This window comes from Microvirga sp. HBU67558, from assembly GCF_018069605.1.
Taxonomy (GTDB): domain Bacteria; phylum Pseudomonadota; class Alphaproteobacteria; order Rhizobiales; family Beijerinckiaceae; genus Microvirga; species Microvirga terrae.
The window spans coordinates 19,948-28,491 of the sequence record NZ_JAGPUP010000493.1 but is presented as its reverse complement, the minus strand read 5'-3'; the positions used below and the strand labels follow the sequence as shown (position 1 = coordinate 28,491).

6 protein-coding genes are annotated in these 8,544 nt (G+C 52.2%); all 6 read left to right on the top strand.

Going from position 1 to position 8,544, the window contains the following annotated elements; genetic code table 11:
- On the top strand, nt 1-438 hold a 438-nt coding region (locus KBI52_RS10450; RefSeq protein ID WP_305797886.1), incomplete at its 5' end, for a sigma-70 domain-containing protein.
- 57 nt (nt 439-495) lie between these two features.
- Nucleotides 496-741, top strand: coding sequence for a hypothetical protein (locus tag KBI52_RS10445; protein ID WP_210807242.1), 246 nt, complete (start codon nt 496-498; stop codon nt 739-741).
- Nucleotides 742-1,907: 1,166 nt separating this feature from the next.
- Nucleotides 1,908-3,476, top strand: a complete 1,569-nt coding sequence (locus KBI52_RS10440; RefSeq protein ID WP_210807241.1) for a type I restriction-modification system subunit M — start codon at nt 1,908-1,910, stop codon at nt 3,474-3,476.
- 146 nt (nt 3,477-3,622) lie between these two features.
- Nucleotides 3,623-4,726 carry a restriction endonuclease subunit S gene (locus tag KBI52_RS10435; protein WP_247654319.1) on the top strand — a complete coding sequence of 368 codons (1,104 nt, stop codon included), beginning with the start codon at nt 3,623-3,625 and terminating at the stop codon, nt 4,724-4,726.
- Between the two features lie 9 nt (nt 4,727-4,735).
- Nucleotides 4,736-5,464: an abortive infection family protein gene (locus KBI52_RS10430; RefSeq protein WP_210807239.1), complete on the top strand. Its 729-nt coding sequence runs from the start codon at nt 4,736-4,738 to the stop codon at nt 5,462-5,464.
- Nucleotides 5,448-8,330 carry a type I restriction endonuclease subunit R gene (locus tag KBI52_RS10425; protein WP_210807238.1) on the top strand — a complete coding sequence of 961 codons (2,883 nt, stop codon included), beginning with the start codon at nt 5,448-5,450 and terminating at the stop codon, nt 8,328-8,330. Before KBI52_RS10430 ends, KBI52_RS10425 begins: the two co-directional genes overlap by 17 nt.
- The last annotated feature ends 214 nt before the right edge of the window (nt 8,331-8,544 follow it).

The following is an 8,544-nucleotide window of genomic DNA, read 5'->3' as shown; positions in this document are numbered from 1 at the left end:
CAGATGCTGCACGAGATCGGCCGCGAGCCGACCCCGGAGGAGCTGGCCGAGAAGCTCGCCATGCCCGTCGACCGAATTCAGAAGGTGCTCAAGATCGCTAAGGAGCCGATCTCTCTCGAGACACCGATCGGCGAAGAGGATGACTCAAATCTCGGCGATCTCATTGCAGATCAGAATGCAGTCTCTCCTGATGTGGCAGCGATCCAGTCGAACTTGCGCGAGACCACCACGCGGATGCTTGCCACGCTCACGCCCCGAGAGGAGCGCGTGCTGCGCATGCGCTTCGGCATTGGGCTCAACTCCGACCACACCCTTGAAGAGGTCGGTCTGCAGTTTTCCGTGACCCGTGAGCGCATCCGCCAGATTGAAGCAAAGTCCCTGCGCAAGCTGAAGCATCCCTCGCGCAGCCGGATGCTGAGAAGCTTCCTCGATGTTTGACGGCTCGGTGGCGCGCCTGAAAAGCGGGCCCCAACCTATTGCCCGCTCGATAAGGCGGTGTATCTCGCCAAAGCAATTTCCAATGCACCGAACATCCCTGTCGACGAATTGCGATTTACGTTCGAGGAGATCGCACCCACACAGAGTCGGACCGACGAGGCCGTGAAGGGAATGGTCATCAAGTCAGCTCAAATGGGAGTCGAGCTGAAGTTCGGATTCTGGTTTCAGAACAATACGGCGATCGAAGGAGTTTCGGCCGAGCTCAAGCCGGAGGGCTTTTCACCCCAGATGAAGAAATATTAGGAGGATCTCGGCACGGAAGTTCAGCCCTTTGAGGCGTCCTCGCCCATATTCGTCATCGACGAGGATTTCTCCGCCTGGCACGTGCCGAACAAATCGGCCAAGACCCCGGTGTTGGTGTTGCTGCCAGATTTCAGGAGCTTTGCGCATTCGTCGAACAACGGCTTGGTGAGTGCCGGGCTTGCCTGGGAGATTTTTCGGTTCGCTCGTTGTGAGGGGTGAGACGCATCAATCCCACCTGCCGTGCGCAACAATGTTAGGGCGCGCGTTAAACCTACCGATCTTGCTCGGGATCTCGCTCGTTAAGTGTGATCCGGGCTAAATTGCCCGAGTGTCCGGTTGCTCGGAACATAAGAATTGATACATTGTACGGTGGGTTTGGCGCGCGCCCTCTTCTACCTCCGCCTCCTTCCCGCGATCCACAAGGTCGCTCTCGAACCGCGCGTTGACTCCCCACCTTGGTCTATGTTCCTGTTTTGTTCAATTCTGTCGCAGGAGGCAGGAGGGAGGTGAGCTTGACTGGTGGCTACCTGGCGCGAAGTCGTCGACGACTTGAGGCACCAGATCGAGAGGCTCGGCGGGGCTTATGGCTCACGCAAGTCCCTGCCCTTTGGCGTCTCGACACTCGACCGGCATTTGCCCGGCAAGGGGCTTACCCTCGGATCTCTGCACGGGTGCAGCTCTCCTATGGGCAAGGACTGGTCGCTATCCAATGTACCGCACTCGAAACGCAGCATACGGGCAACCGTATCGGGAGTTCGAATCTCCCCCTCTCCGCCAGCTCTTCCTTAAAATAGTTTATTTTACAAAGGTTTAAGGGTTCAAGCGAACCTGTGCCCCTCATCGCACCCCACATTATGCCGTGGCTTGTAAAAAGCTAATCTGGCTCTTGTTGGACATATGGCCAAGTTGGAATCAGCCCTCTTCCTCTCAGGCTAGAGTGTCAGCGCCATAGCATATCTGATTAGGCCCTACGTTCTGCTCTGTTATTCCAGCACATTATGCGAGAGCATGGTAGCCTGTGGCCTGTTTGCACACGATCAAATCGGAAGTCTGCGCATCAGCAAACTACCTAAGCTAAAATTCTTGCGGCGGTTAGAAAGGCGATGCAAGGGAATACCGCCTAGTTTAGGACACAGATAATTTGAATCGAGGGGTAGGCGCGAGGCATGACAGACGAGCAGAAGCGCAGGCTGGAAGCGGCACTGTGGGGGATTGCCAACGATCTGAGGGGCAAGATGGATGCGGACGAGTTCCGCGATTACATCTTGGGCTTTATCTTTTTTAAGTACCTGTCCGAACGAATGCACCTATACGCCAATGATGTCCTGTCAGCAGATGGGATTAAATTCATGGACATCCGCGAGGGCACCGAAGAAGGAGAAGAGCTACTCGACGCCATCCGTACTGAAGCCGTGGATGAGCTTGGCTATTTCCTGCGTCCATCAGAGCTATTCGCCACGATTGCCGCTCGGGCAATGCAGAAGGGCAACAACTTCATCCTCGATGATCTCACCCGAATTCTCGCAAACATCCAAAAATCCACAATGGGTGCCGAAAGCGAGGAAGACTTTGACCATCTATTCGAGGATCTAGACCTTGGCTCGACCAAGCTCGGCCGCTCCGTCAGTGACCGCAACGCCCTCGTCGCCAGAATTTTGGGCCGCCTAGACACGCTCGACTTCCGCTTGCACGAGGTTAACAGCGACGTGCTAGGCGATGCGTATGAATATCTAATCGGCAAATTCGCTAGCGGCGCGGGCAAAAAAGCTGGCGAGTTCTATACCCCTCAGCAGGTTTCGACCGTCCTCGCTCGCATCGTCACCACCGGCAAAGATCGCCTACAAACCGTTTATGACCCGACCTGCGGCTCGGGCTCTCTACTGCTGCGGGTCGCCCGTGAAGTGGGAATGAGGCAGGTTGGCGGCTTTTATGGGCAGGAACTCAATCGAACGACCTACAATCTCGCTCGCATGAATATGATTTTGCATGGCGTGCACTATCGTAAGTTCGATCTAAAACAAGAAGACACACTCGAACGGCCTCAGCATACGCATATGAAATTCGAGGCTGTCGTTGCTAACCCTCCCTTTTCGGCGAACTGGAGTGCGAATCCGCATTTCTCAACCGACGATCGTTTCAGCACCTATGGCCGCCTTGCACCCGCATCTAAGGCGGATTTCGCATTCGTACTGCATATGGTTCATCATCTGGCCGATAACGGCACAATGGCGGTGATCCTGCCTCACGGCGCACTATTTCGTGGAGGCTCGGAAGGCGAGATTCGCAGGATTCTAATTGCTGAACGCAACTATCTCGACGCAGTAATTGGCCTCCCCGCAAACATCTTTTATGGCACAGGCATTCCGACATGTGTGTTGGTTTTCAAGAAGTGCCGTGAGGACTCGGGCAATATCCTGTTTATTGACGCAAGTGCACATTTTGAAAAAGGAAAGAACCAGAACGTACTGCGTGACTCGGATGTTGATCAAATTGTCGAAACGTATCGCAGACGGGATGCGAAGGAACGATACAGTTATCTCGCACCGTTGAGTGAAATAGAAGAAAACGAATACAATCTCAATATCCCTCGTTATGTCGATATTTTCGAGGAGGAGCCGCCGATTGATCTTGGATCCGTCTCGAGCGAATTGCACGCATTAAAGGTAAGCACCGCCGAGATTGATTCTCGCATCGCATTGTTCTGTGCAGAACTCGGGCTGGAGACTCCGCTGTGACTAAGGTGAGCCCTAGAGGTCCAAGATTGCGCTTTCCGGAGTTCAGCCAAGGCTGGACTGAAAGGCGCGGCGGAGATGCATTCGGCCAAGGTCGAGCCCGGGGTGAGGAGGGGCTTCCACTCTATTCAGTGACGATCGACCGAGGCATGGTTCCCCGGGACAGTCTCGAACGAGAGATAAGCAGCGACGCAGAGGATGGCTCAAATCTTCGGGCCACTAAAAATGACCTAGTCTATAATATGATGCGCATGTGGCAGGGAGCCGTCGGGCGAGCGCCAGAGGATTGCATGGTCAGCCCTGCTTACGTCGTATTATCGCCAAAGCCGGGGATATCGCCGCAATTTTTTGAACAGTGGTTCAAGCGTGACCGCTCGTTGTACTTGCTCTGGGCATACTCGTATGGACTTACGAGCGACCGCCTGCGGTTATATTACCGGGATTTTGCGAAAATTCCAGTGAGCTTCCCAGCGCTCGCTGAACAACAGAAGATTGCCGATTTCCTTGCCCTCGTAGATGAACGCATCGATCTGCTGCACCGGCAACGCAGTGCATTTACGCGCTACAAGCGGGGCGCGATGCAGCGGATTTTCTCACGTGAAGTTCGGTTTACTCGCGCCGACGGCTCGGCATTTCCAGGTTGGACGCCATGCACGATCGGCGACATTTTCGACTGGGTCGGAACTAACAATCTGTCACGTGACATGCTGACCGACACAGGTGGTCAGGTTCAGAACATTCACTATGGCGATATTCATGCAGCATTCGCTGCACGGTTTAAGCAAAGCGAGGCAAAAGCGCCGTTCATAAAGCCCGAGGCAATGCCCCAACCGATGCGCGAAGATAATTATTGTCAACTCGGAGATGTCGTAATCGTCGATGCATCTGAGGACTACGCAGATATCGGCAAGGCCATCGAGATCTTGGAAGTTCGGCCGAAATCACTAGTCGCAGGTCTCCATACCTACATTGCACGTCCCAAGGTGGGGAAACTGGAAATTGGGTTTCCCGGATATCTTTTTCAGACATGGGGTCTGCGCAAGCAGATTATGCGCGTCGCACAAGGCATCTCGGTACTGGGGGTCTCGAAGTCAAACCTATCGAAGCTGATCATTGAACTCCCCCATCCAGACGAACAACGGAAAATTGCAGATTTTCTGAGCGCACTCGACGACAAGATTGCTGCAGTCTCTACGCAAATAAAATGTATGCGTGAGTTCAAGAAGGGCCTTCTGCAGCAGATGTATGTTTAGGACCAAACGATGCAGCGTGCGTCTAAGTTGATTAAAGCCAATCAGGGACAATTTCCCGATTGCGCTTACTACCTCCCTCTCTTCAGCAAGGCTCGGCGCAATATCTGCGACCATCCAGACATTTGTATCGAAACATGTAAATCGTTGATCGAGGGCATCTCCAAAACGATCATCCTTGGACTGGATAAGTCCGCAAAGCGCGAAGAGCTCGATAAAAAAGACGTCGAACCTCTGGTCAAATCTGCCGCAAAATTGCTCAAGGCAAATGACGATGTGATCGAGGAACATTTTGTGAATCGAGTCAGCGGCTTGGCTCATTCGCTGGGTGCATTGCGCAACGCTAGAGGGGACATCTCACATGGCAAAGCTGTTCCGAAGGTCGAGGATAGCACGAGCGATTTCGCTCGGCTCTGTCTCCAGATGACTGACGCGATCACGTTCTACATGCTTCAGTCGTTCTTTGCGCTTAGCGCACGCACGGACACGCTCGGACCCGAGACCCAACAATCGTCCGAAGATGAACTCCTCCCCAGTGGAATCCCTCTGGTCCATTACGACGACAATCCTGCATTTAATGACGATCTTGATCGGCGTTACCCGCTTGACGGCAAGCTGCTCTACAGCGACGCACTGTACCGACTCTATTATGAGGATTATGTGCTCGAGCTTGAGAGCTATCAGGACACCTTAGCCGAGAATGATAACACTAATGAGCAGGTCTATGGTAACGCAGACTGAAGCCCAACTCGAGGAAAGCTTGCTCGACCGATTGGTTAAGCTTGGCTGGGACCGCATCACGATCCAGAATGATGCAGAGTTGATTGCAAATCTCAAAATCCAGCTTGAGGCGCATAATAGGGTTGTCCTAACTGACGCCGAGTTCGAGAGGGTACTTAACCATCTCGATCGAGGTAATGTGTTCGAGCGAGCGAAGACGTTGCGCGATCGGTACGAACTTGCACGCGAAGATGGTAGCCGCCTCTACATCGAATTTTTGAACACCCATGAGTGGTGCCAGAACCGCTATCAGGTGACACATCAGATTACACAGGAGGGAAGCTACCGGAACCGCTACGATGTGACCTTGCTCGTTAATGGTCTGCCTCTCATCCAGATCGAACTGAAGAGGCGTGGGCTGGAGATAAAGGAAGCTTTTAATCAAGTTAACCGCTATCACCGGCACAGTTTTACTGCGGGGCGTGGCCTTTTTCAGTATATACAGCTCTTCGTAATATCGAATGGCGTTAACACCCGCTACTATGCTAATAACCGCAAGCAAAGCTTCAAACAAACTTTCACTTGGTCGCGGGAGGACAACAAGCCGCTAAACCAGCTAAGCGATTTTGCCGAGACATTCCTCGACAAATGCCACGTTTCCAAAATGATTGCTAAGTACACGGTGCTTCATGAGGGCGATCGGCAATTAATGGTCCTACGGCCCTATCAATTCTACGCAGTCGAAGCGATTATCGACCGCGTCAAGAACAGTATTAAGGGTGGTTATATCTGGCACACCACGGGATCGGGCAAGACGCTTACTAGCTTCAAAGCATCCCAAATTCTGACGGAGATGCCAGAAGTGGACAAGGTGGTGTTCGTAGTCGATCGCGCAGATTTGGATTACCAAACAACGCGCGAGTTCAATGCCTATAGCGATGGTAGCGTTGACGGTACAAACAACACACATAAGCTTGTCCGACAATTTACTGACAGCACACGGCTTATCGTCACAACGATCCAGAAGCTCAATGCTGCTATATCCCGATCGCACTTTCTTGAGCAAATGGCTCCGCTCGCAAATCGACGGATTGTATTCATCTTTGATGAATGCCACCGCTCCCAGTTCGGCGAGACCCACAAGCGTATCACTAGCTTCTTCACTAACTACCAGATGTTCGGATTCACTGGGACTCCGATCTTTGAGCTTAATGCCAACAAAAGCGAGGCAATCGCGCGGACAACCAGAGATTTGTTCGGTGATTGTCTTCACCGCTATGTCATCACTGACGCAATCCGTGACGAAAATGTTCTTAGATTCTCGATTGAATACTGGGGCAAGCTGCGTCGTCGCGACGGCAGCCTGATTGACGAGAAGGTCGCTGGTATCGATACTCGTGAGTTCTTTGAGAGCCCCGATCGAATAGAAGGCGTAGTAGATTGGATCATCTCAAACCATGCCCGAAAAACGCACAATCGCGATTTCACTGCAATCCTTGCGGTTGGAAGTGTCGATGCGCTGATTCAGTATTACGAATTCTTCCGTGCAAAAAAGGCGTTAGGTGTACATGATCTCCGAGTTGCGACCATCTTCACCTACGGCACCAATGAGGATGATAAGGACGCCAATGGCTTGATCAGCGAACCCGACTTCGAGATTGCTGCAGACACCCCCGCTAATCGTCATAGCCGGGAGAAGCTTGACAGCTTCATCTTGGATTATAACACAATGTATGGGACGGCTTTTACTACGAAGGACAGTCTGAGCTTCTACAACTACTATAAGGATATTGCAAAACGCATCAAGGAACGTGAGCGTGAAAATGCTAGCGAGAAGGACCGCGTCGATATCCTTCTCGTCGTCGCAATGTTCCTGACAGGCTTTGATGCGAAGAAGGTCAACACCCTTTATCTAGATAAGAACCTTAAGTATCACGGCCTGATCCAAGCCTATTCACGGACTAACCGCATTCTTAATGAGGTTAAATCGCAGGGAAATATCGTTTCTTTCCGCAACCTTAAATCTGCAACTGATGAGGCGCTTGCGCTCTTCGCCGACAAAGCAGCCAACGAAACAGTCCTAATCGATCCATACGACAGCTATGTCGAGCGGTTTAACGCCTGCGCCGCCGTTCTAATGGCGTTGACGCCCACCGTCGATAGTGTCGATGCACTTGAGGATGAGAACCAGCGACTGGCTTTCGTACGAGCCTTTCGCGAACTTGCGCGGATAAGGAATGTGTTGGGAGTTTTCGCCGAATTTGATTGGGCCGATCTTGCTATGGATAGTCAGATGTTTGACGATTTTAAGAGCAAGTATCTCGATATTCACGACCTGACCCGCAAGGCCACAGAGGAAGGGACAGTATCGATCATAAACGACGTGGATTTTGAGCTAGAGCTGATCCGCCATGACAAGGTGAATGTTGCCTACATCCTGCAACTCCTCCGCAACTTGACAGACGAGGAGCTAACGGAGAACCCAGATGCGGTAGCCAAGCAGAAGCGCGTAGCTGACATCCTCGACATAGTAACGTCGGAACCACAGCTCCGAAGTAAGCGCGAGTTGATCGAAAAGTTCATTCAACAGAATATGCCTCAGATTGGCGCAGGGGAAGATATTGAAACAAGCTTCAGGGCCTACTGGGAGCAAGAGCGCGATGCGGCAATTGCCAATCTTTGTGTGCAAGAACGACTAGATCGTGAGCGCTTCGACAGACTAATTGATCATTTCAATTTTACTGGGCATACGCCGCTCCGTGACGATGTCGTCAACGCACTTGTCGAGAGGCCAAAGATTCTTGAAAGACGAAAGATTGTAGACCGCATTATCGAGCGGATGACATCCCTCATCCACACCTTTGAGGACAATCTTGGGGAGGTTTGAGGGTACGGGAGGGCGATTCACCCTCACCGAGCCCAACCCTATGCGAATGAAAGGCCGTAGTTCTACTTTCGTGTCGCCCCTCACAACACCATCGTGCCACATCGGGGTATACCCTGTGGTAACGTCACTTCAGGCAGCAGATTTATTGTAACATCTGGGTTGACGCGACTATTTGTGACGCTGCTACGGTCGGGCTTAAACCCTGAGGTTACAG

Bases quoted from the DNA above. Each gene is read 5' to 3' on its own strand.
- KBI52_RS10440 (WP_210807241.1), top strand. From the start codon at position 1,908: ATGACAGACGAGCAGAAGCGCAGGCTGGAAGCGGCACTGTGGGGGATT.
- KBI52_RS10435 (WP_247654319.1), top strand. From the start codon at position 3,623: ATGGTTCCCCGGGACAGTCTCGAACGAGAGATAAGCAGCGACGCAGAG.
- KBI52_RS10430 (WP_210807239.1), top strand. From the start codon at position 4,736: ATGCAGCGTGCGTCTAAGTTGATTAAAGCCAATCAGGGACAATTTCCC.
- KBI52_RS10425 (WP_210807238.1), top strand. From the start codon at position 5,448: ATGGTAACGCAGACTGAAGCCCAACTCGAGGAAAGCTTGCTCGACCGA.